The sequence below is a fragment of the Streptococcus sp. 4094 genome (assembly GCF_013277125.1).
Taxonomy (GTDB): domain Bacteria; phylum Bacillota; class Bacilli; order Lactobacillales; family Streptococcaceae; genus Streptococcus.
The window spans coordinates 1-282 of record NZ_VMMI01000091.1 but is presented as its reverse complement, the minus strand read 5'-3'; the positions used below and the strand labels follow the sequence as shown (position 1 = coordinate 282).

Genomic DNA, 282 nt, shown 5'->3' with positions numbered 1-282 from the left:
GCCTGACCTCTCAACATGGTTCCTAGAGACACATGGGCTTCGCCCGTATAGGTCAATTCTGAGTAGACCTCATCACAGACAACGAAAATTTCGTACTTGCGTAAAACGTCTGCCAAGGCTTCCAACTGCTCCCGACTATAGGTAATTCCTGTCGGATTGGCTGGATAGTTAAGAATAACCGCCTTGAGCTTATCACCCTGCTCCAAAATGGCCTTCTCCAACATCTCTGGAGTCAAGACAAAACCATTTTCAGTCGTATCAATCTCGACAATCTCTGCCCCA

The 282-nt window shown here is 47.2% G+C and carries 1 protein-coding gene; it reads right to left on the bottom strand.

Going from position 1 to position 282, the window contains the following annotated elements:
* A partial coding sequence (locus HT721_RS10920; protein ID WP_173229839.1) for an aminotransferase class I/II-fold pyridoxal phosphate-dependent enzyme occupies positions 1–282 on the bottom strand: 282 nt, incomplete at both ends.